The sequence below is a fragment of the Aggregatibacter actinomycetemcomitans genome (genome assembly GCF_023518055.1).
Lineage (GTDB): Bacteria > Pseudomonadota > Gammaproteobacteria > Enterobacterales > Pasteurellaceae > Aggregatibacter > Aggregatibacter actinomycetemcomitans.
This window is the reverse complement of record NZ_CP085096.1, coordinates 46,095-71,661: the sequence shown is the minus strand read 5'-3', so window position 1 is coordinate 71,661 and position 25,567 is coordinate 46,095. Positions and strand designations below refer to the sequence as shown.

The 25,567-nt window shown below is 45.7% G+C and carries 23 protein-coding genes; 9 read left to right on the top strand and 14 right to left on the bottom strand.

Annotated elements, in window-relative coordinates; translation table 11 throughout:
- Window positions 1-48: 48 nt before the first annotated feature.
- From LIN98_RS00350 to LIN98_RS00340, 3 genes are all read left to right on the top strand, one after another.
- On the top strand, window positions 49-894 hold the full coding sequence (locus tag LIN98_RS00350) for a DUF817 domain-containing protein (RefSeq protein WP_249856125.1): 846 nt from the start codon (window positions 49-51) through the stop codon (window positions 892-894).
- Between the two features lie 116 nt (window positions 895-1,010).
- Window positions 1,011-1,361, top strand: coding sequence for a type II toxin-antitoxin system RelE/ParE family toxin (locus LIN98_RS00345; protein WP_005585570.1), 351 nt, complete (start codon window positions 1,011-1,013; stop codon window positions 1,359-1,361).
- Window positions 1,354-1,677 (top strand): helix-turn-helix domain-containing protein, encoded by a 324-nt coding sequence (locus LIN98_RS00340; RefSeq protein WP_005547493.1) that lies wholly within the window; start codon window positions 1,354-1,356, stop codon window positions 1,675-1,677. Before LIN98_RS00345 ends, LIN98_RS00340 begins: the two co-directional genes overlap by 8 nt.
- A gap of 62 nt (window positions 1,678-1,739) precedes the next feature.
- On the opposite strand, the gene clpX is transcribed toward LIN98_RS00340, so the two are convergent.
- The 3 genes from clpX to LIN98_RS00325 form a co-directional block, all read right to left on the bottom strand.
- Entirely contained in the window at window positions 1,740-2,981 is a 1,242-nt protein-coding gene (gene clpX, locus LIN98_RS00335) for an ATP-dependent protease ATP-binding subunit ClpX (RefSeq protein ID WP_061869940.1), read from the bottom strand.
- A gap of 9 nt (window positions 2,982-2,990) precedes the next feature.
- A complete protein-coding gene (gene clpP / locus LIN98_RS00330) occupies window positions 2,991-3,572 on the bottom strand; it encodes an ATP-dependent Clp endopeptidase proteolytic subunit ClpP (protein WP_005542551.1) in 582 nt (193 codons plus the stop codon).
- A gap of 241 nt (window positions 3,573-3,813) precedes the next feature.
- Window positions 3,814-5,415 carry a phosphoethanolamine transferase gene (locus tag LIN98_RS00325; RefSeq protein ID WP_249856124.1) on the bottom strand — a complete coding sequence of 534 codons (1,602 nt, stop codon included), beginning with the start codon at window positions 5,413-5,415 and terminating at the stop codon, window positions 3,814-3,816.
- A 231-nt stretch (window positions 5,416-5,646) separates the two neighbouring features.
- Here LIN98_RS00325 and gshAB point away from each other — a divergent pair, with 231 nt between their 5' ends.
- From gshAB to hda, 5 genes are all read left to right on the top strand, one after another.
- Window positions 5,647-7,920, top strand: coding sequence for a bifunctional glutamate--cysteine ligase GshA/glutathione synthetase GshB (gene gshAB / locus LIN98_RS00320; protein ID WP_249856123.1), 2,274 nt, complete (start codon window positions 5,647-5,649; stop codon window positions 7,918-7,920).
- Window positions 7,921-8,052: 132 nt separating this feature from the next.
- A complete protein-coding gene (gene ppiD, locus LIN98_RS00315; protein WP_005547484.1) occupies window positions 8,053-9,900 on the top strand; it encodes a peptidylprolyl isomerase in 1,848 nt (615 codons plus the stop codon).
- Between the two features lie 134 nt (window positions 9,901-10,034).
- Window positions 10,035-10,661 (top strand): uracil phosphoribosyltransferase, encoded by a 627-nt coding sequence (upp, locus tag LIN98_RS00310; protein WP_005568013.1) that lies wholly within the window; start codon window positions 10,035-10,037, stop codon window positions 10,659-10,661.
- A 123-nt stretch (window positions 10,662-10,784) separates the two neighbouring features.
- Window positions 10,785-12,038 (top strand): nucleobase:cation symporter-2 family protein, encoded by a 1,254-nt coding sequence (locus LIN98_RS00305; protein ID WP_005568014.1) that lies wholly within the window; start codon window positions 10,785-10,787, stop codon window positions 12,036-12,038.
- Between the two features lie 119 nt (window positions 12,039-12,157).
- Window positions 12,158-12,862 (top strand): DnaA regulatory inactivator Hda, encoded by a 705-nt coding sequence (gene hda, locus LIN98_RS00300; protein WP_005586985.1) that lies wholly within the window; start codon window positions 12,158-12,160, stop codon window positions 12,860-12,862.
- A gap of 5 nt (window positions 12,863-12,867) precedes the next feature.
- On the opposite strand, the gene LIN98_RS00295 is transcribed toward hda, so the two are convergent.
- The 7 genes from LIN98_RS00295 to LIN98_RS00265 form a co-directional block, all read right to left on the bottom strand.
- A complete protein-coding gene (locus LIN98_RS00295; protein ID WP_005568016.1) occupies window positions 12,868-13,320 on the bottom strand; it encodes a methyltransferase family protein in 453 nt (150 codons plus the stop codon).
- 52 nt (window positions 13,321-13,372) lie between these two features.
- Window positions 13,373-13,987: a YfgM family protein gene (locus tag LIN98_RS00290; protein WP_148326174.1), complete on the bottom strand. Its 615-nt coding sequence runs from the start codon at window positions 13,985-13,987 to the stop codon at window positions 13,373-13,375.
- A 10-nt stretch (window positions 13,988-13,997) separates the two neighbouring features.
- A complete protein-coding gene (gene hisS / locus LIN98_RS00285; protein ID WP_005589329.1) occupies window positions 13,998-15,275 on the bottom strand; it encodes a histidine--tRNA ligase in 1,278 nt (425 codons plus the stop codon).
- A gap of 21 nt (window positions 15,276-15,296) precedes the next feature.
- Window positions 15,297-16,400: a flavodoxin-dependent (E)-4-hydroxy-3-methylbut-2-enyl-diphosphate synthase gene (gene ispG, locus LIN98_RS00280; protein ID WP_005542474.1), complete on the bottom strand. Its 1,104-nt coding sequence runs from the start codon at window positions 16,398-16,400 to the stop codon at window positions 15,297-15,299.
- 11 nt (window positions 16,401-16,411) lie between these two features.
- Window positions 16,412-17,467, bottom strand: coding sequence for a RodZ domain-containing protein (locus tag LIN98_RS00275; protein WP_005568019.1), 1,056 nt, complete (start codon window positions 17,465-17,467; stop codon window positions 16,412-16,414).
- Between the two features lie 143 nt (window positions 17,468-17,610).
- Entirely contained in the window at window positions 17,611-18,162 is a 552-nt protein-coding gene (gene pilW / locus LIN98_RS00270; protein WP_005547469.1) for a type IV pilus biogenesis/stability protein PilW, read from the bottom strand.
- Window positions 18,163-18,183: 21 nt separating this feature from the next.
- Window positions 18,184-19,344 (bottom strand): dual-specificity RNA methyltransferase RlmN, encoded by a 1,161-nt coding sequence (locus LIN98_RS00265; protein ID WP_005586654.1) that lies wholly within the window; start codon window positions 19,342-19,344, stop codon window positions 18,184-18,186.
- Window positions 19,345-19,617: 273 nt separating this feature from the next.
- Between LIN98_RS00265 and ansB the strand changes: the two genes are divergently transcribed.
- Window positions 19,618-20,667 (top strand): L-asparaginase 2, encoded by a 1,050-nt coding sequence (ansB, locus tag LIN98_RS00260; RefSeq protein WP_050846138.1) that lies wholly within the window; start codon window positions 19,618-19,620, stop codon window positions 20,665-20,667.
- Window positions 20,668-20,847: 180 nt separating this feature from the next.
- On the opposite strand, the gene LIN98_RS00255 is transcribed toward ansB, so the two are convergent.
- The 4 genes from LIN98_RS00255 to metK all read right to left on the bottom strand — a co-directional run bounded on the left by LIN98_RS00255 (window position 20,848) and on the right by metK (window position 25,426).
- Window positions 20,848-22,212 (bottom strand): L-serine ammonia-lyase, encoded by a 1,365-nt coding sequence (locus tag LIN98_RS00255; protein ID WP_005547462.1) that lies wholly within the window; start codon window positions 22,210-22,212, stop codon window positions 20,848-20,850.
- Window positions 22,213-22,304: 92 nt separating this feature from the next.
- Complete coding sequence (locus LIN98_RS00250) at window positions 22,305-23,546, bottom strand: HAAAP family serine/threonine permease (RefSeq protein WP_005588266.1); 1,242 nt, start codon at window positions 23,544-23,546, stop codon at window positions 22,305-22,307.
- A gap of 156 nt (window positions 23,547-23,702) precedes the next feature.
- Window positions 23,703-24,203, bottom strand: a complete 501-nt coding sequence (locus tag LIN98_RS00245; protein WP_005568024.1) for a SprT family zinc-dependent metalloprotease — start codon at window positions 24,201-24,203, stop codon at window positions 23,703-23,705.
- 68 nt (window positions 24,204-24,271) lie between these two features.
- On the bottom strand, window positions 24,272-25,426 hold the full coding sequence (gene metK / locus LIN98_RS00240) for a methionine adenosyltransferase (RefSeq protein WP_005547457.1): 1,155 nt from the start codon (window positions 25,424-25,426) through the stop codon (window positions 24,272-24,274).
- Between the last annotated feature and the right edge of the window lie 141 nt (window positions 25,427-25,567).

The window sequence follows — 25,567 nt, the reverse complement described above, 5'->3', positions numbered from 1 at the left end:
TCTTCGGGCATAATAAGCGACATTTTATATCTTAATAAGAAGAATAACATGTTGAATAAAATCGATTTATGGCTCATGAATCATCAGCCCGATCCTCAGTTGAAAGGAATCAAACGATTTTTTGTCGAATTCTGGTTTTTCGGTTTAAAAGAAGCCAGAGCCTGCCTGTTTGCCGGCGTGTTTTTTATCGCCATGTTTATTATGCCGAAAAACGGCATCGCCGGCATTCCACGCTATGATTTATTGCTGATTTTTGCTTTAGTCGTGCAATATTTGATGTTTCGATTCAAACTGGAAACACGCGATGAAATCAAATCCATCACCCTGTTTCACTTGGTGGGTTTTGCGTTGGAATTGTTTAAAACCTCCTCTTCCATTCAATCCTGGGCGTATCCCGATTTCGCTTACAGCAAAATCTTCGGCGCGCCTTTATTCACCGGGTTTATGTATGCCGCGGTGGGCAGTTATATTATTCAGGCGTGGCGTTTATTCGGGTTGAAAATTCAAAGCCACCCGCCGTATTTTTTATCTACGCTCACCGCCATTCTGATTTACCTGAATTTTTTCACCCATCATTATATCGGCGATTACCGCTGGTATCTGGCGGCTTTCGCACTTGGGCTTTACGCCCGCACCACGGTCTATTTCACGCCTTACGACAAACCGCGTCGCATGCCGTTATTGCTATCCTTCATGTTGATTGGTTTCTTCATTTGGCTGGCGGAAAATATCGGCACGCTTATCGGCATTTGGCGTTACCCCAATCAAATCGGCGCGTGGTCGTTAGTGCATGCCAGCAAGTGGAGTGCCTGGGCGTTGTTGGTGGTAATGACATTCACCATCGTGGCGAACCTCAAACACATTAAACAAACGATTCGGGTGTCGAGGGATTAGGTGGAAAAAGTGCGGTCAAAAAACACAATGAATTTTAACCGCACTTTGACATATTAAACGACGCGCCGAGTGAACATTGGCATTATGATTTATTTTGGTATAAAATTTTATACATTATGAGTAGGCAACAAATAGAACGGAAACCAATTCATTGGATTGGCTCTAGCTTAGAGGATGTTAAGGCGTTTCCGGATAATATAAAACGGGAATTAGGTTTCGATCTTGACCTCGTACAACAGGGGTTATCGCCTCGGGATTTTAAGGCAATGCAGAACCTGGGTTCCGGTGTAATGGAAATTCGAGTGAGGGATATTTCAGGGGCATATCGTTTGGTTTACATTGCCAAATTAAAGAAAGCGATTTATTGTTTGCATGCCTTTCAAAAGAAAACACAAAAAACATCTTCACAAGATCTTGCCGTAATTAAAGCGCGTTATGCTGCGTTAAAGGAGTTAGACGATGAATAATATTGATACAAAAATTCGCCACACAACAAAAGGCGATGGTAATGTGTTTGCTGATTTAGGTTTTTCTCAACAGGAAGCGGAGAGATTAAAATCGGCAAGTCAGCAATTAATTGAGAACAAACTTCTTTTACTTAATGTGATGAGTGATTGGATTGCCGATAATAACCTTAAACAAGCGGAAGCAGCTGCCATTTTGGGAGTGAGTCGTCCGCGAGTTTCCGATATGGTGAACAAAAAATTAGAGAAATTTACGTTGGATACCTTGGTGTCTTTTGTTGCTAAAACAGGACGAATGGTGCAGCTACAGCTGGTATAAAGCGTTTTACGTAAGAAAAAGTGCGGTTAAAATCCATTGTGTTTTTTAACCGCACTTTTTTATTAGTTGGAATAAATCAATTCCGGGGATTGGTTGTCGTTGATGACGTTTTCGTTGACCACGACTTTTTTCAAGCCTTCCAAGGATGGCAAGTCGTACATGGTGTCAAGCAAGACGCCTTCGATGATGGAACGTAAGCCGCGGGCGCCGGTTTTGCGGGCAAGGGCTTTTTTCGCCATTGCGGTTAGGGCTTCGTTGGTGAATTCCAATGCCACCTCTTCTAAACCGAACAATGCCTGATATTGCTTGCACAGGGCATTTTTCGGTTCGGTGAGAATACGTACCAAGGCTTCTTCGTCCAATTCGCTTAATGGCGCCACCACCGGCAAACGTCCGATAAATTCCGGGATTAAGCCGTATTTCATTAAATCGTCCGGTTCCACCTGTTTGAATAAGTCGGTCAGTGTCGCTTTGTCTTTTTCGCTCTTGATTTCGGCGCCGAAACCGATGGCGGTGGCGACGCTGGTGCGTTTTTCGATGACTTTATCCAAGCCCGCAAACGCACCGCCGCAAATGAATAGGATTTTGGAGGTGTCGATGCGTAACATTTCCTGTTGCGGGTGTTTGCGTCCGCCTTGTGGCGGAATGGAGGCGATGGTGCCTTCGATGAGTTTTAATAAGGCTTGTTGTACGCCTTCGCCGGAGACATCACGGGTAATGGACGGATTTTCCGATTTGCGGGTGATTTTGTCGATTTCGTCGATGTAGATAATGCCTTGTTCCGCGCGTTCAATGTCGTAATCGCAGTTTTGTAGCAATTTCTGCAACACGTTTTCCACGTCTTCACCTACATAACCGGCTTCCGTTAAGGTAGTGGCGTCCGCCATGGCGAAAGGCACGTTCAACATACGCGCCATGGTTTCTGCCAATAAGGTTTTGCCGCTACCGGTCGGGCCGATAAGCAAAATGTTGCTTTTACCGAGTTCCACATCGTTCGTCTGATGTTTGGTGCGTAGGCGTTTGTAGTGGTTATACACCGCCACCGCCAGCACTTTTTGGGCATAATCCTGACCGATGACATAATCGTCCAAATGGGCTCGGATTTGGTGGGGCGTCGGTAATTCCTGTTGCTCTTTTGCGCTTTCAGCTTCCGCTTCTTCGCCATGTTCTTCGTTGAGCAGCATATCGTGGCACAGTTCGATACATTCGTTACAAATGTAACCGGAAGTGCCGGCGATAAGTTTATTCACTTCGTCTTGTTCTTTGCCGCAGAAAGAACAGTGTAATTCTTTATCTTTTGTCATTTTTGTCTCTTAGCGTTTGCTGAACACTTCGTCAATTAAGCCGTAATTTTTGGCTTCCTGCGCCGACATAAAATTGTCGCGGTCGGTATCTTTTTCGATGGTTTCAATGGGTTGTCCGGTGTGGAACGCCAGGCGTTCGTTAAGAGTGCTTTTGATTTTCAGAATTTCTTGCGCGTGAATCTGAATATCCGATGCCTGACCACGGAAACCGCCGAGTGGTTGATGAATCATCACGCGGGCATGCGGTAATGCGCCGCGTTTGCCCGCTGCGCCGCCGGCTAATAAAAATGCACCCATGGAACAGGCTTGACCGATACACAGGGTGCGAACATCCGGTTTAATAAATTGCATGGTGTCGTAAATCGCCATGCCGGCAGTGACGGAGCCGCCCGGGGAGTTGATGTATAGGTTGATGTCTTTATCGGGATCTTCCGATTCTAAGAAAAGTAGTTGCGCCACAATCAGGTTTGCCATGTTGTCTTCCACTTCGCCGCTGAGAAAAATCACGCGGTCTTTCAGCAGGCGGGAATAAATGTCATAGGCGCGTTCACCGCGGGAGGTTTGGTCAACGACCATAGGAATTAGACTCATATGCTCCTCAATTTCGTCATAATGGGGTGAAAAGTGCGGTCAGAAAAAACGGTGTTTTTGGTGCCGGGTAAGCCGACGATGCCGCAGAGGCGAATTCACTTCGCAAAAAACGGCGGCTATTTTACCTGAAAAATTGCCTTTGCTGAATTGCTATTCCGCGAAAAATCAAAAGTGCCGACATTCGTTCGGAAAAATGACCGCACTTTTGAGCGCGACAAATGAATCTTTTCTGTTGCTAAGGCTATTTTTTCGCCGGATCTTCCTTCAGCGAGTTGTAATCCACCAGCGCCCGCCAGTTAAACACTTTAATCGGTTGCGGTTTCGGATTGAAAAAATCGTCCTGGCTCAAATGGGTTTCTTTGATGCCGAGCCATTGGGCAAAGCCGTTAATAAAATTAAAGGCGCTTTGCGGGTTTTTAATGACGGTTCTTTTGGTATCGTCGCTGGAAAAACGAATAAAGGGCACGGCATAACTTTGTTTGTATTCTTTATTGTTTAACATGGACAGATTTTTGCCTTCGCCCAAATGCGCCAAGCCGTGATCGGAAAAATAAATCACCGAATAACTTTGATTTTGCGCTTTCAGAATCTGATTAATTTCCGACAATAAGGTATCCGTTTGTTTTAAGGTATCCAAATAACAGGACATTTCACGGCTGACTAAATGGAATTTCGGTTCTTCGCCATTTAAGTGGGCGCAAAATGTCGGGTGGGAGCCGATTAAATGCAACACGATTAATTTGGTTTGATCTTTGTCTTTATTTAATAGCTGTTTTAATGGTTCCAATAATGCCGTGTCCGGCGTATTGCCCGAATCGTAGCCGCCTTTTTTGGTGAAAAAGGATTCGTCCGCTTGAATGCCGATGCGCGATGCCATGGTGTCCCATTCGCCCACTTTGCCTTGGTTGGACAGCCAGTAGGTTTTGTAGTGCGCCAATTTGGCGAGGGAGATGATGTTGTCGGTGTAAACCATTTCTTCATTATTGTTGGTGGAACGATAAAGAGTGCGTTGTAAAGAAGGCTGAGTGTTCGGGCCCGCCGCCACATACAGATTAAAAATCAAGCCGTTCACTTGCTCTAAAAACGGCGTGGTTTTTTGCGGATAACCGTATAACGAGGTGTAATCCCGTCGCATACTCTCCCCGATAATTAACACGTAATTTTGGTATTTCGGTTCGACGTAAACAATATCCCATTCCGGGGTTTTGGTTAGGGCGTCATTTAATAAATCGCGTTGGGTTAAATAGGTGTTGTTCACCTTCACCGCGTTGGAAATAAAACTGACCGGGTAAAAATCCGACGCTTTAATAAATTCGGCGGTGGTAAAGGGTTGTGTTTTATCCGTGTGGTTGATGAGTTTATTGACGGGAGTATATAAACTCAGAACAACGGCGGCTAAATAAAGGCAATAGTAAGCCGGTTGATATTTTTTATTGCTATGGATATGGCGATTAATCACCAATAATGCGATGAATAAAACGACATAAAGTGCGGTGAAAAAATAAATTGAAATGGGCATGGCGCGAAAAAAGCCCAAAGTTTCGCTGAAATTCGTTTCATAAACGGAGGCAATCACGCCGATGGAGACCGGCCCGTATAATATGCCTGACGGCACATAGCCGAAGGAAATGGCAAAAATAAAAACAAAAGCGACCAGAAATAAGCGGTTGCTGTGCTTTTTGAACGTGAAAAGCAGGATGCCCAAGCCCAAAATGCTCAGAATGTGATTGGCATAATTATCTAAAATGCCTAGGGCAATATGTGACAGAAAGGCGAATAACAGTAACAATAGAAAGAAGGATATATCATTGTAAAGAAAAGAGAATTTTTTTGATTGAAACATTGTTATTACCGTCATGTGTTTTTCATTAAGGCAAAATTTTAGTCTCTTTGTTACTTAAATTGAAGTATTTTCATAGCAATACATGAGGTTATCACCGTTCCTTATGAGAATTACGATTTTTTATTTGCATTTAGAGGCATTAATTTTAATAATGTGGTTGTTTTTTGAAAAATGTATTCCGACTGTAGCAATAAGTAAATTTGTTTTTCAACTCGGATTAAAGGAAGTTTTATGAAAATTCAGCAGGTTATAAAAGAAAATCGCTTGGAATTGTTGTTTCAGCAGGGTTCTTTCGGTATTGAAAAAGAAAGCCAACGCGTGTATGCGGACGGTTCCGTTGTGGTAAGCGCACACCCGAAATGTTTTGGCAGCCGTTCTTACCACCCTTATATCCAAACGGATTTCGCCGAAAGCCAGCTTGAATTAATTACCCCGCCGAATAAAAAAATTGAAGACACTTTACGTTGGTTATCCGCCATTCATGAAGTAGTGTTGCGCACCATGCTGCAAGATGAATACGTGTTTCCGTTAAGTATGCCGGCAGGGTTGCCGCCGGAAGAGCAAATCAAAGTAGCGCAATTGGAGAATCCGGCAGATGTGGCATATCGTGAGCATTTGGTGCAATCCTACGGCAAAAGCAAACAAATGGTGAGCGGTGTTCACTATAATTTCCAACTGGATCCCGCTCTAATCCGGCAGCTTTTTAACGGGCAAAATGAATACCAAAGTGCGGTGGATTTTCAGAATGATTTGTATCTGAAAGTTGCCCGCAATTTCCTGCGTTATCAATGGATTCTCGTTTATTTACTGGCGGCGACGCCGACCGTTGACGCTAATTATTTCCGCGGCGGCACGCCATTAAAACCGGGACAATATGTGCGTAGTCTGCGTTCCAGCCAATATGGCTATGTGAATGATCCGAGCGTCAAAATTTCTTACGACAGCTTGAAGGATTATGTCAATACTTTGGAACACGCGGTAAACAGCGGTCAATTAATCGCGGAAAAAGAGTTTTATTCCAACGTTCGTTTACGTGGCGCGAAGCACGCCCGCGAGCTGCTGCAAAACGGCATTCAATATTTGGAATTTCGTCTGTTCGATTTGAATCCGTTCGAGCCTTATGGTATTGCGCTAAACGATGCGAAATTCGTTCACTATTTTATTTTGCTTATGGCGTGGTTGGACGAAGAATCCACCGAAAGTGCGGTGGATTTAGGCAAAGAAAAATTAGCGCAGGTGGCATGGGAAAATCCGTTGTCGCCGACCGCCTTTCAATCGGAAGGGGAGCGTGTGTTACAGCAATTGTTAGCCATGTTGACGGAAATTCACACCGGCGCGGAAATCACGACGATCGTAAAAGAGAAATTGGCGCAATTTGCGGACCCGACACTTACCCTCGGCGCGCGTTTGGTCAATGCCATTGAGCAACATGGCGGTTATCAAAAATTGGGCGCGGAACTGGCGATTCGTTACAAACAGCAGGCATTTGAGCGTTTTTATGCCTTGTCCGCTTTTGATAATATGGAGCTTTCCACTCAAGCTCTGATGTTCGATGCGATTCAAAAAGGGCTGAAAATTGAAATTCTGGATGAGCGGGATCAATTCCTCAGCCTGCAATTCGGCGATCATTTGGAATATGTGAAAAACGGCAACATGACTTCCCACGACAGCTACATTTCGCCACTGATCATGGAAAATAAAGTGGTGACCAAAAAAGTGTTGGCGAAAGCCGGGTTTAACGTGCCGCAAAGTGTAGAATTCACCAGTGTGGAACAGGCGGTTGCCAGTTACGCCTTATTTGCCGGTCGTGCCGTGGTGATTAAACCGAAATCCACCAATTACGGCTTAGGTATCAGCATTTTCCAACAAGGTGTACATGATCGGGAAGATTTTGCCAAAGCCATTGAAATCGCTTTTCGTGAAGATAAAGAAGTGATGGTGGAAGATTATTTAACCGGCACCGAATACCGTTTCTTTGTGCTGGGCGATGAAACCCTGGCGGTGTTATTGCGCGTGCCGGCGAATGTTATCGGCGACGGCGTGCATACGGTGGCGGAATTGGTGGCGCAGAAAAACGATCATCCGTTGCGTGGCGACGGTAGCCGTACGCCGTTGAAGAAAATCGCTTTGGGCGATATTGAGCGGTTACAGTTGAAAGAACAGGGTTTGGCGGTGGACAGTGTGCCGGTAAAAGATCAGCTGGTGCAGTTACGCGCCAATTCCAATATCAGCACCGGCGGCGATTCCATCGATATGACAGATCAAATGCACCCAAGCTATAAGGAACTCGCGGTGGGCATTACCAAAGCCATGGGCGCGGCAGTGTGCGGCGTGGATTTAATTATTCCTGATTTAACCAAACCCGCCGAACCGAACTTACAATCCTGGGGTGTGATTGAAGCCAATTTCAACCCGATGATGATGATGCACATTTTCCCTTACGCCGGACAATCCCGCAGAGTGACACAAAACGTGTTGAAGATGTTATTTCCTGAGTTGAAGTAATTTTCTATTAACATAAAAATAAAGAGCGAATTCAGAGATTCGTCTTTGATTTTTTATTTTGCTAGTGCGCACAAAGGCGCTTTAGATTATAATCGTGCAAATTTTTGCGTCACTTTTATAGGATACATTTCAATGGTAATGGAAAAACTGCACGGAGCTTCAAATAACTGGGCTTCCAAGTTTCTTTTTGGTTTTATTACGGTCACTTTCGTTATTAGTTCTATGGCAGGCTATCTTTACTCCAGAATTGATAGTTCGGCAGCGAAAGTGAACGGCGAAGAAATTTCACAGCAAGCTTTTCAAAATCAATACAATATCGCCTCTCAAAATCTTAGCCCGCAAGAAGCGGATTCTCCGACTGTCGTTGCCAATTTAAAAAGACAGGTTCTATCTTCCCTGATTGATCAGGAATTACTGCGCCAATATGTTAAAGACCTCAAATTAGGCGTCAGCGATGAGCGTATTAAGCAGGAAATCGTCACCACACCGAGCTTCCAAAATAACGGCAAATTTGACAATGTGTTATATCAGCAGTTGTTGCAAAGCAACGGTATCAGCGCCGAAACCTATGCCGGTTATGTGCGCGAAGCCTTGCATTTGGAGCAATTGCAAAGCGGTTTAGGTATTACCGCGTTCACCGTGCCGGTGCAGCAGGAAGCCTTGACAAAACTTTTCTTTCAACGTCGTGATGTGCGTTTAGCAACACTGTCTTTAGCGGACGAAATTGCCAAACAAACGGTCAGTGCCGAAGAAATTCAAGCTTACTATGACGCCCATAAGGCAGATTTTACCCTGCCGGAATCGGTGAAAGTGCAATATCTTGATTTGTCCGGCGCCAATATGGAGAAAAACATCAATATTAGCAATGTGGAAATTGCGCAATATTATCAGGACAATAAATCCCAATTCATGACTCAAGGGCAACAACGTCTCGCGCATATTGAAGTGAAAACCGAGCAACAGGCACAGGATTTATATCAACAACTGCAAAACGGCGCGGACTTTGCCACTTTAGCGAAGAACCATTCCATTGACCCGATTAGTGCGGAAAAAGGCGGAGATTTAAGTTGGGTAAGTGCGGGTGAATTTCCGAAAGTTTTTGAAGACGCCGCGAATGCCTTGGATGTGGGTAAGTTCAGTCAGCCGGTTAAATTAGATAATAGCTACCACATTATTTTAGTGGAAGAGCGTAAAGATTCGGCGGTGTTGCCGTTGGAGCGCGTGAGGCCTCAAATTGTTGCGCAAATTCGTCAAAATTTAGTGAATAACCAGTTCTTTTCCGTTGAAAAACGCGTGGCAGAAAAAGCCTTTGAAGATTCTTCCTCTTTGAACGCGGCGGCGGAAGCCGGTGGCGTGAAAGTACAGGAAACGGGGTATTTCTCACGTAAAGATATTCCGGCAGCGTTAAATTACCCAAATGTAGTTTCGGCGATTTTTGATTCCGATATTTCTCAGGGCGGTAGCAATTCCGAACCGATGAGCATCGGCGATCAGCATTCGGTTGTTATTCGTGTGTTAGAGCATAAAGCGGAAAGCGTGAAAAGTTTAGACGAAGCGAAAAATGACATTACCGCCCGTCTTAAACGCCAAAAGGCGGAAGCGGTGGTGTTAGCCGAAGCCAACAAGTTAGTGCAGGAATTAACGGCGGGTAAAACCGTGGATAGCCTGAAATTCGGTGCGACACAAAGCTTGGTATTCGCAGAAAATAACGATCCGATGTTGTACAATGCCGTGTTTGCGATGCCGAAACCGACGGAAGGAAAAGCGGTTTACCAAGCAACCAAAGAAACAAAAGGCGACATTGTTGTGATTGCCTTGGATAAGGTTGTTGACGGCGCACTAAGCGAACAGGAGCAACAACAATTTGCCGTGCAACTGGCGCGTGCCGATCAGATTGCGTTGCAGAATAATCTGTTGAATGCGTTACGCGCCAAAGCCAAAATTGAAATAAACGATTCGGTGGTGAATCAGGAGCAATAATTGCACATAATGCCTATGACACATAGGCATTATTTTTGTCTGCAATGCACTGTTCACTAAAAGTATTTTTATTTACAATTCCGCGAGTTAATTTTTCGCGTCTAACCATCCAGCAAAAAATAAGGAGACATACGATGAAATTAGTAGAAGTTAAACATCCGTTAGTAAAGCATAAACTAGGTTTAATGCGGGCCGCCGATATTGATACCAAGAAATTTCGTGAATTGGCGATGGAAGTGGGCAGCTTGTTGACCTATGAAGCCACCTCGGATTTAGAAACGGAAAAAGTGATTATTGATGGTTGGTGCGGTCCGGTAGAAATCGATCGTATTAAAGGCAAGAAAGTGACCGTGGTGCCGATTTTGCGTGCCGGTCTTGGCATGATGGACGGCGTGTTGGAGCACGTGCCGAGTGCGCGTATCAGCGTAGTGGGGATGTACCGTAATGAAGAAACGTTAGAGCCGGTGCCGTACTTTCAAAAACTTGCCAGTGATTTAGATGAACGCTTGGCAATCGTGGTGGATCCGATGTTGGCAACGGGCGGTTCCATGATTGCTACCATTGATTTACTTAAACAAAAAGGTTGCCAACATATTAAAGTATTGGTTTTGGTGGCGGCACCGGAAGGGCTTGCCGCATTGGAAAAAGCCCATCCCGATATTGAGTTATATACGGCTTCTATTGACGATCACTTAAATGAAAACGGCTACATCATTCCGGGTTTAGGTGACGCGGGCGACAAGATTTTTGGTACGAAATAAACCTGATTTTATACCGAATCAAAGGCGGGTTTTTATCCGCCTCTTTCGCGGGCGAAAGAAAGTCAAAAACACTTGAAAAAACGACCGCACTTAAGTTAATTCAGACAGAGAGTTGAAACTTATATGACAACAGCAACACAATTAGACGCATCACAAGCGCGTCAAAGCGTCGGCAAGCAAGCGTTTGTCGGTTTACAAATGTTATTCGTCGCGTTTGGTGCATTGGTCTTAGTGCCTTTGATTACCGGGCTTGACGCCAATACGGCATTACTTACCGCAGGTATCGGAACCTTGCTTTTCCAACTTTGCACCGGCAAACAGGTGCCGATTTTCTTAGCGTCGTCCTTTGCCTTTATCGCACCGATTCAATACGGCGTCGCCACCTGGGGTATTCCTGTCACCATGGGCGGTTTGGAGTGCGCCGGCTTGGTTTATGTGGCGTTAAGCGCACTGGTGAAACTGCGCGGCGCGGCGGCGTTGGAGCGCATTTTCCCGCCGGTGGTGGTCGGTCCGGTGATTATTATCATCGGTATGGGCTTGGCGCCCATCGCCGTGGATATGGCGCTCGGTAAAAACAGCGACTATCAATATAACGATGCGGTGCTGGTTTCCATGGTGACCCTGATTACCACCTTGTGTGTCGCGGTGTTTTCTAAAGGCTTGATGAAATTAATCCCGATTATGTTCGGTATCGCCGTGGGCTATATTTTATGCCTGTTCATGGGCTTAATTAAATTCCAACCTGTATTGGACGCGCCTTGGTTCAGTATGCCGAATCTTACGGCACCGGAGTTTAAACTGGAGGCGATTTTATATTTACTGCCGATTGCTATCGCGCCTGCGGTTGAACACGTGGGCGGGATTATGGCAATCAGTTCGGTCACGGGCAAAGATTTTATCAAAAAACCGGGCCTGCATCGCACGTTGCTGGGCGACGGTATCGCCACCGGTGCTGCCTCATTATTAGGTGGACCGCCGAATACCACTTATGCGGAAGTGACCGGCGCGGTGATGCTGACCCGTAACTTTAATCCGAATATCATGACTTGGGCGGCAGTTTGGGCGATTGGTATTTCTTTCTGTGGCAAAGTAGGTGCCTTCTTATCCACCATTCCGACCATCGTGATGGGTGGCATCATGATGTTGGTGTTCGGTTCCATTGCGGTAGTAGGCATGAGCACCTTAATTCGCGCCAAAGTGGATGTTACCGAAGCGCGTAATTTGTGTATCATTGCGGTGGTAATGACCTTCGGTATCGGCAATATGTTCGTTGATGTGGGTGGTGTTTCTTTAAAAGGAATCAGCCTGTGCGCCGTGGTGGCGATTATCTTGAATCTGGTATTGCCAAAAGCGAAAAATGACACCCTTCAGGATTAAACGAAAATCCCATTGGCGGATATAAAAACGAGGATAAAAATATCCGCCAATGGCTTTCTAAATGAAAAAATTTCGTTTATTCTTACCGCACTTTCCTTCAGCATTTTTCGGTATTTGATTTGAGCGAGCCACATTTTCAACTTCCTTTGCCTATTCATCAGCTTGATGATGATACGTTGGAAAATTTCCATGCGGAAAATAATCAGCTGCTGCTCAATTCCCTGCAAAAAAATTTCTCCCATCCTCAACAGCAATTTTTCTATATTTGGGGCAATCGCGGCAGTGGTAAAAGCCATTTGTTGAAAGCCATTTGCCATCATTATTTAACCCAACAACGCCCCGCACTTTATGTTCCGTTGAATAAGGCTCAGTATTTCTCCCCGGCAGTGTTGGAAAATCTTGAACGGCAGGACGTCGTGTGTTTGGATGACGTGCAGGAAGTGATAGGCAATGCGGAATGGGAACTGGCGATTTTCGATTTAATTAATCGCATTCGCGAAACCGGAAAAACCCTTTTATTAATGGGCTCCGATCAATCTCCGGCGAATTTGGCGGCGCGCCTGCCGGATCTCCGTTCCCGTTTGACTTGGGGGGAGGTGTATCAATTAATGCCGCTGGACGACGCACAAAAAATTGCCGTGTTGCAAGAGAATGCGCACCAGCGCGGTATCGAATTGCCTGATGAAACGGCAAATTTCCTGTTTAAGCGTTTGGAGCGGGATATGAAAACCTTATTCGAAGCCTTAGAAAAACTGGATCAGGCTTCTTTGCAGGCGCAACGCAAACTAACCATTCCCTTCGTCAAAGAAATCCTGTCTCTATAACCAACCTACAACCATCTGCGGGTACGACGGAAATATTGTGTAAATTGCTCTCCAAAAATGTTTCGCAGGCTTTCTTCTTCCCGTTTAATCTGAAACTCGGTGATGTACCAAATGAATAATACAATGCCGAAAAAAGCAGATAACGAACCTAAGTAACACATCCAACTCAGCAAGATAAAAACTAATCCTAAATACATGGGATTGCGGGTGAATTTATAAATTCCAGTCGTCACTAATTGTGAAGCGGTTTCTAATTGCAGCGGATTGACGGTGGTTTTTGCCAGCAAAAATTGCAGCACACTGCCTGCGCCGATGAAGCAACCTAAGGCACTGAAAATAATGACCAATCCCCAGGATGTCGGAAATTGCCAAACGGGTGGCAGCAATTTCATCAGTAACGCGCAAAAAACAAAAATGAGTGGCGGCGGAATGGGAATTTTCGGTTTATTTCTTGACATAGTAAGCCTTGAAGCGAGATAACAGAAAGGCTTGGAAACCAAGCCTTAAAAACTATAAATTATTTAACCGCACTTGAATGAGCTGTTGCTCCAACGCACCGGGCATTTCCTGTGCCTGTTGGTAGCTTTTCTTCGCGGCTTCTTTATCGCCTTTGGCTAATTGAATATCGCCTGCCAACAGGTTTTTTTCGCTGTTCCATGCCTGTTCTTTGACGGATTTAAGGCTTTCCAACGCGGGATCCAATTGCCCCAACTGGAATTGTACGGACGCCAAACGTAACGCACTGACGGAAGATAAAATATCATCGTTAGATTGCGCCATCGCTTGTTTCAGCGCATCTTCTGCCAATGGGAAGTCTTTGTTTTCCACTGCGATTTTAGCCTTATCCAGCAAGGCTAAGACGGCATAGCTGGTTTTTTCATTGTTTTTAATGAATTGATTAAATTGTTCCGCTTGTGCTTTCGGATCTTTTTGATAGTTAAACAATGCCTGTTCATATTCTGCAGAGGCTTTGTGCATTTTTTGTATTTGATGAGACTGCCAGTAATTCCAGCCGAATACGCCACCAAACGCAATAACAAAACAAACGATAATAAATTTGTAATTTTCATTCCACCAGGCTTTGATGGCAGTCAGTTCTTGTTCTTCTTCAATGGTATAAGCCATTTTTCTTTCCTTATTTAAACGTATTTTGAATATGAGTCGTAATGTCGCTTAATGCTACCACCACTTGTTCGCTATGTTGTAGCAATTCTTTCACAACCACTTGTTGATTTTTCACTTCATCTTCACCGATCACTAAAGCCAATTTTGCACCGCTTTTATCGGCACGTTTGAATTGTTTTTTGAAGTTTCCGCCGCTGCAATGCAATAGCGTGCGTAAGTGCGGTAATTCCGAGCGGAGTTTTTCCGCCAGGCTAAACGCCGCCACCGTGGTGCCTTCACCTTGATAAACAATGTAAATATCCACCGCACTTGGTAGCGTAATCTGTTTATTGACTTCCTGCACGAGCAACACTAAACGCTCTAAGCCCATAGCGAAACCGACACCGGAGGTGGCGTGTCCGCCAAGCTGTTCCACCAAGCCGTCATAACGACCGCCACCGCATACCGTGCCTTGCGCGCCCAACGCGGAAGTCACCCATTCAAACACGGTTTTATTGTAGTAGTCCAAACCGCGTACCAGTTTTTGATTGATTTCGTATGTGATGCCTAAATTATCCAACAAGGCGCATAATTGTGCAAAATGTTCGCGGGATTCTTCATCAAGGTAATCGTGTAATTTCGGCGCATCATTTAATACTTGTTGAACGCGCTGATCTTTGCTGTCTAAGATCCGTAACGGATTGGTGGTTAAACGGCGTTTACTGTCTTCATCTAAAATATCAAGATGATTTTGCAGGAAAGCCACCAACGCCTGGCGATAATTTTTACGTGCTTCCAAGGAGCCGATGGAATTAAGTTGAAGGGTAACATGGTCAAAAATACCTAAATCTTTCCACAAACGGGCGGTTAAAGCGATAATCTCTGCATCAATTTCCGGATTCGGAATGCCGAAAATTTCCACGCCGACCTGATGGAATTGACGATAACGCCCTTTTTGCGGGCGTTCGTAACGGAACATCGGTCCCATGTACCACAAACGCTGTTCCTGATTATATAACAAACCGTGCTCAATCCCGGCGCGCACGCAACCTGCCGTACCTTCCGGACGGAGCGTTAAACTTTCGTCGTCACGGTCGTTAAAGGTAAACATTTCTTTTTCTACTACATCGGTCACCTCACCGATAGCGCGGGCGAATAACGGCGTGCTTTCCACAATCGGCATCCGGATTTCGGCGTAACCATACGCTTGTAAAACCGACCGCACTTTATTTTCAACCCACTGCCACAAAGGGGTTTCCGTTGGTAAGCAATCGTTCATACCACGAATTGCCTGAATAGTTTTTGCCACAATAAATTCCTGTAATAAAGATTAAATAATGCGATTTTTCGGATCTTGCTGCGCAACGCGGGCGCGAATTTTGGCTTCCAGCTGATTGATTAAATCCTCATTGTCAAAACGTTCTTTTTGACGTTCTCCGGAAAGATAATAACCGCTTTTCTTGTTGCCGCCGGTCACACCCAAATCGGACACCAGCGCTTCTCCTGGGCCGTTTACCACGCAGCCGATAATGGAGACGTCCATCGGCGTGATAATGTCTTCCAAACGCTGTTCAAGGGCGTTGACCGTGCCGATAACATCAAATTCCTGACGGGAGCAGGTCGGGCAGGCGATGAAATTAATCCCGCGCGAACGAATGCGTAAGGATTTCAAAATGTCGAAACCGACTTTGATTTCTTCCATTGGATCCGCCGCTAAGGATACCCGTAACGTATCGCCGATGCCTTCGGACAATAGCATTCCCAAACCGATTGCCGATTTCACCGCGCCTGCACGGGCACCGCCGGCTTCGGTAATGCCTAAATGCAAGGGTTGCTTAATGGCTTTGGCGAGCAGGCGATAGGATTCTACCGCCAAATAAACATCGGAGGCTTTAACACTCACTTTAAATTGATCGAAGTTCAAACGATCAAGAATTTCCACATGACGTAATGCGGATTCCAATAAGGCTTGCGGTGTCGGTTCGCCGTATTTTTCCTGAATGTCTTTTTCCAGAGAACCGGCATTGACGCCGATCCGAATCGGAATATTTTTATCTTTAGCGCAATCCACCACGGCATGAATGCGATCTTCTCGCCCGATATTGCCCGGGTTGATACGTAAACAGTCCACGCCGTATTCCGCTACTTTCAACGCAATGCGATAGTCAAAGTGAATATCCGCCACCAGCGGCACGTTGACTTGTTGTTTGATTAATTTGAAGGCTTCCGCCGCGTCCATGGTCGGCACAGAAACGCGCACAATATCCGCGCCCACCCGTTCCAGAGACTTAATCTGCGCCACGGTGGCTTCCACATCGGTAGTGCGCGTATTTGTCATTGATTGCACGGCAATCGGCGCATCGCCGCCCACCGGCACCTTTCCCACATAAATTTTCGTTGATTCTCTACGCTGAATCTTTGGTTTTTCTAACATCAGTTAACTCATTATTGAGGTAATTTAAATTTTGCCACACGTCCGTCAACGGTCAACGGGAAGGCTTGACCTTTATAAGTAATTCTTACGTTGCCCGGCGCGCCAATAATTAACGAATAAGGTTCTTCTTCGTTGAAACTCAACACATCACCTTGTTTGTATTCTTTTTGTGCCAAGACTTTGCGGTTTTTATCTTTAACGCTGATCCAGCAGTTGCCGATAACTTCAATATATAAGTTATCCTTTGTGGCGACGGCAGAAACACTTGAATTTTCCACCGCACTTTGTGGCTTGGCGGAGGCTTGCGATTCAGGTTGAACGCTAGTTAACTGCTCATTGCTGCCGATTTTTTCCATTTTCGATTGCAACACATTGGCGGTTGCTGCCGGAGTGTTTGATTCTTGAACGAAAGGCGCCGTCGTATTGGCTGCAACCGGTGTCTCTGTGAGCGGTTTGGTTTCAATTTCGATGCCGGTGCCTTTCGGTGCGGTATCCGTTAAGGTATTTTCGATTTTGTCCGTAGGCTGCGGCACCGGAATCTCGTTACCTGCGGGCTTGGCAGGCGCGGTGTTCACTTCCGTTGTCACCGGTGCGGACGGCGTGTAGGAATTGACTAATACATCCCGTTCCGCGTTAGATTGCTGGTGGCTTTCCCACCACCACATTCCGGTCATGCCGACCACGATCAAAATGACTAACGCGCTGAGGTAACCGATCCAGTTATTGTGTGACGAATATTGGTTAACGGAGCGGGTGGCGCGGGCGTTTTTGCCCAAATCGTTTTTCTGTTCGTTGCCGAAATGAATGACATTCATCCATTCGCTGTCCGGAATACGCAAAAATTTCGCATAACTACGCACATAACCGCGCATAAATGTGGCGGGAATGGTTTCGTTAGTAAACTGATTATTTTCGATGAGACGAACGAGGGCAGGGCGTAGGGAAATCTCTTTTGACACTTGCTCCGGTGTCAGGTTAAGGGCTTCGCGGGCAAGGCGGAATTTATCGCCTAAAGTGGTCTGCTGTTCGTTGCGGGATTGTGTTTCTGATGTATTTTGCATATTCATAAAACGGACGATATTTCTGACTAAAATTGAGTGCTAAAGTTTAAGGTTGTAACGCCTGTTTTGCAACTGTTATATGGCGTTATTCTGCGATTGGAAGGAAATTTGTGGGGAAAAACGACCGCACTTTTGCCCGTGGGAAAAGGTTATTTTATCCCTTGTGGTAATTTTGCCGCCCGTTTCGGAGAGATTTTCGTCAATAATGCGAGATTTTGCCGATAAATCGCCTGATTTTTGGCGGATAAAGCACATAACGCCAAGTTTTCATAAGTGTCCGCCTGATGGTAATAATTCGAGCTTTTTAAGGCGCGTTCAAATTGTACATAGGCACTGTCGAATTCCCCTTGCGCACAAAGAAATGCACCGTAATTATTGAACACATCCCCTTGTTTATCATCTAATTTTATCGCGTTTAAATAGGCGGTACGGGCTTGTTCAATGTCGCCCTGTTGTTGATAGAAATAGGCAAATGCCGCTGACACTAAATAATAATCGGGAGCGTAAGAAAAGGCTTTATCCAGGTTCAGCTTGGCTTGTGCCGAATCTTGCTGCTGTAAATAGCCTAATGCCAGTTCCACGCGTGCTTTGGCGGCTTTTTGCTTGTCAAAATCCACCGCACTTTGTTGGGTGACGCAGGCGGAAAGCAAAAACGGAAAAATAAACGGTATTGCACGATTGTGCTGTTGAAATTTGATCATTTATTTTTCCTCCTGACAGATTTATTGAATTTGAACGGCAATGCCTTGCCCGAAGTGTTTTTTCTGTGCGGTGCGTTTGGTACGGTCGATCACATCGCCGGCTAATTGTCCGCAGGCGGCATCAATATCATCGCCGCGGGTTTTGCGCACAATCACGGTTAAACCGTATTCCATCAAGGTTTTTTGGAAACGGTCAATTCGCGTGTTGGAACTTTTCGCATAAGGCGCTTGGGGGAACGGGTTCCACGGAATCAGGTTAATTTTGCACGGCGTATTTTTCAGTACGGCGGCGAGCTGATGGGCGTGTTCCACATGATCGTTAATGTGATCCAGCATCACATATTCAATGGTGACTTTGCCGTGATTGGCGTTGGAGACGCTCAAATAACGGTTCACCGAATCAATCAGGGTTTTAATGTTGTATTTCTTGTTTAACGGCACGATTTCATCGCGCAATTCATCGTTCGGCGCGTGCAGGGAAATCGCCAACGCCACATCGATCATTTTGCTTAAATTGTCCAACGCCGGTACCACGCCGGAGGTGGATAAGGTCACGCGGCGTTTGGACAAGCCGTAGGCGAAGTCATCCAGCATAATTTCCATTGCCGGCACCACATTCGCCACATTTAACAAGGGTTCGCCCATGCCCATCATCACGACGTTGGTAATCGGACGCACGCCGGTGACGCCGAAATTACCGATAATTTTCGAGGCGCGCCACACCTGACCGATAATTTCCGCCACCGTTAAATTGCGGTTAAAACCCTGTTGGGCGGTGGAACAGAAGGTGCAAGCCAAGGCGCAACCCACTTGCGAAGAAACGCATAAGGTGGCGCGATCCGCTTCGGGAATATACACGGTTTCCACTTGCTGATCGCCCACCTGCATCGCCCATTTAATGGTGCCGTCGGCGGAACGTTGCTCAACCGCCACTTCCGGCGCTTTGATTTCCGCCATGGTTTTTAATTTTTCCCGTAACGCTTTGTTCAGGTTGGTCATATTGTCGAAATTGTCTTCGCCGAAATGATAAATCCATTTCACCAACTGATCGGCGCGAAACGGTTTTTCGCCTAATTCAGCGAAAAATTCACGCATTTGTGCGCGGGTTAAATTCATTAAATTGACTTTTTTTGCCGGTTCGGCAACAGCTTGTTCTAACATGGGAGCCTCGTTATTACACATTATGGCGGAAACCGAAATTGGCGTCCTTCCTTTTGAAGTGACGACAGGATAAAAATGAGGTGCGATTGTACTGATTTCGGTTGCATTAAGCCAGCGATTTTACGCGTGGAAATAAAACGCTGTAAAAAATGACCGCACTTTTTTGTGATCAGCATCGAAGAATTGGAAAAAATCCCGCTGAAATATCAGGAAATCATACTGGTTGGTTCTTTTGTTTGAGCACTTTGTGAGTAAAATCCGGGTAGCGTTAAATGTTAATAAAGAGGAGTCATTATGAAGTTAAGAAAATTAACCGCATTCACCGTATTAAGTTTAGCCTGTTCCGTCGCCTATGCGGCAAATTTGCCGAACATTACCATTTTGGCAACCGGCGGAACCATTGCCGGCGGTGGGGAAACGGCGGTCAGTTCTGCCTATAAAGCAGGGCAGTTGACGGTAGAGCGCTTAATTGAAGCGGTGCCGGAAATGAAAAATCTTGCGGAAATTAAAGGCGAACAAGTTGTGAATATCGGTTCACAGGATATGAACGATGAAGTGTGGCTAAAATTAGCCAAAACCATTAATCGGCAATGCGCCGATACGGACGGCTTTGTGATTACGCACGGTACGGACACTATGGAAGAAACCGCGTATTTTCTGGATTTAACTGTGAAATGTGACAAACCGGTGGTATTAGTGGGCGCTATGCGTCCGGCGACGGAGAAAAGCGCTGATGGTCCGTTAAATTTATATAATGCCGTAGTGGTGACGACAAATAAAAAATCTGCCGGCCGCGGTGTGCTGGTGGCGATGAACGACAAAGTACTGGGTGCCCGCGATGTAACCAAAATGAGCACTACGGCGGTGCAAACCTTTGTAGCGCCGAACTTCGGTCCGTTAGGCTATATTCATAACAGCAAAGTGGATTACGAACGTTCGCCGGAAAGCAAACACACTGCTAATACGCCGTTTGATGTATCGAAACTGGACGCTTTGCCGAAAGTGGGCATTGTATATGCGTATTCCAATATGCCGACGGAACCGTTACAAGCCTTATTGAGCGCGGGGTATCAGGGTGTCATTAGTGCCGGCGTGGGCAATGGCAATGTGAATCAGGCAAATTTGGATTTATTGGAAAAAGCGGCAAAAGACGGCGTGGCAGTGGTGCGTTCTTCCCGCGTGCCGACGGGCTACACCACCCGTGATGCGGAAGTGGATGACAGCAGATACGGCTTCGTGACCTCAGGTTCGTTGAACCCGCAAAAAGCGCGCGTGTTGTTGCAATTAGCATTAACCAAAACCAAAGATGTGAAGGAAATTCAGCAATATTTCGATGATTTTTAACGACGTCCCGTTTGAGGTTTTATAACCTACGTTTAAATATAACCCCATACGGTAAGTATGGGGTTATATTTAAAAACACTGTGAAAAATATTCATAAATCACTGAAGTGATTTATTCACCCCTTCGGGGCCGTTGGCATAGCCAACGTTTAAAAAATGGAATTTTTTGTGACCGCACCTTTTACGAGCAAACCACTTTAATCGCTAAGCCGCCTTGTGAGGTTTCGCGGTATTTGGCGTTCATGTCTTTACCGGTTTCGTACATGGTTTCGATCACCTTATCCAGACTGACGCGCGGGCTGGTGGTGCGACGCAATGCCATGCGGCTGGCGTTAATGGCTTTGACGGAGGCGATAGCGTTGCGTTCGATGCAAGGCACCTGCACTTGCCCGCCCACCGGGTCGCAGGTTAAGCCAAGGTTGTGTTCCATGGCGATCTCCGCCGCAATGCACACCTGTTCCGGGCTGCCGCCGAGAATTTCCGAAAGTCCTGCCGCCGCCATCGAGCAGGCAACGCCCACTTCCCCCTGACAGCCTACTTCCGCACCGGAAATGGAGGCGTTCATTTTGTACAACGAACCGATCATGCCGCAGGCGAGTAAGTAGCGTTCGACGATTTCATCGGTGAGTGTGCCGACAAATTTCTCATAATACGCCAGCACCGCAGGCACAATACCGCAAGCACCGTTAGTGGGGGCGGTGACGACTCGTCCGCCGGCAGCATTTTCTTCGTTCACCGCCAAAGCAAACATATTTACCCAGTCGATGACACTCATTGGATCCATTGAAAGCTCGCTGTTCGCTTTCAGCATGCGATAAAGTGTTGCCGCACGACGAGCTACTTTTAACGGACCGGGTAGAACCCCTTCAGTGTGTAAACCGTGTTCGATACAATCTTTCATGGTCTGCCACACTTGATGCAAATGGGTTTTTAATTCTTCTTCACTATGTAGTGCCAGTTCATTTTGCATCATTAAACTGGAAATGGATAACCCGCTTTCCTGACAGTTACGTAAAATATCCGCCGCAATGTGGTAGGGATAAGGCACGTTCATTTCATTTTTTTCGGTTTGGTTGAAATGGGCTTCGTCTACAATAAACCCGCCGCCGATAGAATAATAGGTTTGTTTATATAATTCTTGCGCCTGATGAAATGCGGTAATGGTCATGCCGTTTTCGTGCAGCGGCAGGAAGGTTTGGTGAAAAATCATGTCCGTTGCCGGGTCAAATTGTGCAGTCTGTTTGCCTTTGGCAAGGGGCAGTTTGGCGGTTTTCTTTACCTCCGCAATGAACCCGGGGATACGTTCAATTTCCACATTATGCGGTAAATAGCCTGCCAGCCCCATGATGATGGCGATGTCGGTGCCGTGTCCAAGACCGGTCATGGAGAGTGAACCGTAAACATCCACTTGGATTTTCTCTGTTTTTTCCAAGAGATGTTGCGCAATTAAATCGTCAATAAACTGTTTCCCCGCCTTCATCGGACCCACCGTGTGTGAGCTGGACGGGCCGATGCCGATTTTAAACATATCAAAAACACTAATCATATTTCACTCATCATTTTTCATTATCGGAATGCCTCACGCATAAGGTGAGGCATCGGGTTAAACTTTAAAGGAAGCGCATTCTACGCGAAATTTTAAAATAATCCATAGACTACCGCTGAAATCGCAATGGACCCCATGACAACCACAAATACGTTGCTGAGTCTGCCTCTGTAACGTCGCATGGCGGGTACGTTACGAATGGCATACATTGGCATGATGAACAAAATCATGGCGATAATCGGGCCGCCCAACGATTCGATTAAACCAAGGATGCTCGGATTGCGAATAGCCACCAGCCAAAGGGTGATGAGGAAGAAAAGTGCGGTGCCATAATTCAGTGTTTTTCGATTGATGGTTTTGTTGTCGGTCATTTTTAAGTACAAGCCTTCCAACCCTTCACGGGCGCCCAAATAATGTCCGAAGAAGGAGCTGGTAATGGCTAAAAACGCCACTAACGGGCCGAGGTAGGAAATATACGGGTTGTCGAATTTGTTGGCTAAATAAGACAAAATACTGATATTTTGTGCTTTCGCTTCGGTAAGCTCCGCCGGGGTTAAAGTCAATACGCAGCTGAACACAAAGAACATGACGAAAAATAACAAAATGGTTGCCGTGCCTTTCAATGTTTTGCTCGCGTGCTTTTCCGCCAAAACGGGATCTTGGTATTCCCGTTGTTGCGATTGCGAAAAGGCGGAAATGGCAGGAGAGTGGTTAAAAGAAAATACCAATACCGGAATGGTGAGCCACAAGGTCATGATAAAGCCTTGAGTCGTCGGCATTTCCTGTAGCATAGAGGTGTTCCAGTTCGGAATCAGGTAAACCGATAAAGCGACAAGAATGATGACTAACGGATAAACCAAGAATTCGGTGATTTTCAGCATCACTTTTTCATTCATCAGCATAATGGAAATTAATGTGGCGATGAGAACAAAAGAGAGCAGCACCCGATTCGGCGATGGCATGCCTAGCTGGTGGACGATAAAGGAGTCCACGGTGTTGGTGATGCCATTGCCATAAATTAACAAAATCGGAAAAATCGCAAAAAAATACAGCAAGGTGATTAATTTCCCTGCTGTTTTACCGAAATGTTCCTCTACCACTTCGGTAATATCACTGCCCGGCTTGGCGGACGACAGCACGAATCGGGATAAACCGCGATGTGCCAAATAAGTCATTGGTCCTACTAAAATCGCCATCACAATTAACGGCCAAAATCCCCCCATACCCGCATTAATCGGCAAAAACAGTACACCTGCTCCTACCGCCGTGCCAAACAGATTAAGCATCCAAATAATATCGAATTTACGCCATTTTTTTTCATTTTGATTTGACATATTGTCTCCTTTTATAAGTTATATTTATTTTTGCGCAGATAGTAGTACTGTTACGAAGGGAGTGCAAAAGGAATTTAAAAGATTTGTGATCGAAGTATAACTTTTAGAGATAATTTTGATAGTTTTGTAACAAGTTTTAATTTAACCTGTTAATATTTAAACAACCCAATTTAACCGGGTTTTGCATTTACGGCAAAAATATACTGCACCATCACGTTGAATTTTATTATGACGACGAATACTTAATTGATGGGTTTGACAGGCGCAACGGTAAGTGAAGGTTTTGCCTTGCACAGAGGTTAAATCAAATTGATGGCGCACCTCAGCCGGCAGATGAAAAATCTCGGTCATCACAAACTGCCATTCTTTGCCGTGCGGTTGTACTCTGCCATAGTGTTGATATACCACCAAATGCGCCAATTCGTGTAGCACCACTTGATGAATAAATCTTTCGGTGTTTTCCAGTAATAAAGTGCGGTTAAATTTGATGGTGTTTTCCTGTAGGTATGCCAGCCCCGCTTTGCTGCCTTTTAATTCATAATTAATTTGCGGCATTGAAAAGGGTTGGTTGAAATGCGCTTCTGCCAGCTGTAAACCACTCTGTAAACGGCGCAGAATCTGCATTTTCAGGATGCGGAAATTTTCTTCTGTTTGCATATAAAAGTGCGGTTAAAAAACGCGTTATTTTTTAACCGCACTTTATCACAACTTAATGATTTAATGTATTATTTTAATCCTGCCGCAGCACGTAAATCTGCCGCACGATCGATTTTCTCCCACGGGAATTGCTCACGCCCGAAGTGACCGTAAGCCGCCGTTTGGCGATAAATCGGTTGGATTAAATCTAACATTTTGATTAAACCGTATGGACGCAAATCAAAGAATTCGCGTATTAATTTCACCAATGATTCATCAGCCACTTTACCGGTGCCGAAGGTTTCGATCATGATGGAGGTCGGTTCGGCAACGCCGATAGCGTAAGACAGTTGGATTTCACAGCGATCCGCCAAGCCCGCCGCGACGATATTTTTCGCTACATAACGGGCGGCATAAGCGGCGGAACGGTCAACTTTAGACGGATCCTTACCGGAAAATGCGCCGCCGCCATGGCGCGCCGCACCGCCGTAAGTATCGACGATGATTTTACGACCGGTTAAACCGCAGTCGCCCATCGGTCCGCCGATGACAAAACGACCGGTCGGGTTGATGAAATATTTGGTGTCTTTGGATAACCATTGGCTCGGTAAAATCGGTTTGATAATTTCTTCCATGACGCCTTCATGCAACTCTTTTGGGCTGATGGCCTCGGAATGCTGGGTGGAAAGCACCACGGCATCGATTCCGATGATGTTGTTGTCTTCATATTTAAAGGTCAATTGGCTTTTCGCATCAGGGCGCAACCAATCTAATTTTCCGCTTTTGCGCACTTGTGCCTGGCGTTCCATTAAACGATGGGCATAGGTGATGGCGGCAGGCATGAATACATCGGTTTCATTGGTGGCATACCCGAACATGATTCCTTGGTCGCCCGCGCCTTGATCCAACGGGTTTTCGCGATCTACACCTTGGTTGATGTCGGAAGATTGCTTACCGATGGCGTTTAATACCGCGCAGGAACGACCGTCAAAGCCCATTTCGGAGCTGGTGTAACCAATCTCACAAATTACTTCACGGGCCAAGTTTTCAATATCCACCCACGCGGAAGTGGTGATTTCACCGCCCACCAACGCCATGCCGGTTTTGACATAGGTTTCGCAGGCAACGCGGGCTTTCGGGTCCTGTTTGATGATTTCGTCTAATACCGCATCAGAAATCTGATCGGCGATTTTATCCGGATGTCCTTCGGAAACGGATTCGGATGTAAATAAATATTGGCTCATTGTGTTCTCCGGAATGATGTTAATTCAATGTAAATGTTAGCGTTTTTGGAAGTATTTCCATCTAGACGGCTATAATACGCGTTTAGCTCAAAAATGCAACTTGGAAAGGGGAGAGTTTTGTCAGTTTGATGTAAATAATGA